This is a genomic window from Arthrobacter sp. Y3225116 (assembly GCF_059091245.1).
Genome location: NZ_JBNHGL010000592.1, coordinates 1 through 352 on the forward strand (window position 1 = coordinate 1; position 352 = coordinate 352).

The following is a 352-nucleotide window of genomic DNA, read 5'->3' on the forward strand; positions in this document are numbered from 1 at the left end:
GCCGATCGTTGCGGGCGTGCCTTCGGCCACCAGCCGGCCGGCGGCGATGACGCCCAGCCGGTCCGCCAGCTGCTCGGCTTCGTCGAGGTAGTGGGTGGTGAGCACGATCGTGGTGCCGTCGGAACCCAGGCGGCGGATCAGCTCCCAGAAGGACCGCCTGGCCTCCGGGTCGAAGCCGGTCGTCGGTTCGTCCAGGAACAACAGTTCGGGATTGCCGATCAGGCCCATGGCCACGTCCAGCCGTCGGCGCTGGCCGCCCGAGAGGGCGCCGATCCGTGCGCCGGCCTTTTCTTCCAGCCCGACGGCGGCGATCACCTCGTCGACCGGGCGCGGGGCGGGGTAGTAGGCGGCG

The 352-nt window shown here is 72.2% G+C and carries 1 protein-coding gene; it reads right to left on the minus strand.

Going from position 1 to position 352, the window contains the following annotated elements; genetic code table 11:
- On the minus strand, positions 1-352 hold a 352-nt coding region (locus AC5RV2_RS19120; RefSeq protein WP_494093633.1), incomplete at both ends, for an AAA family ATPase.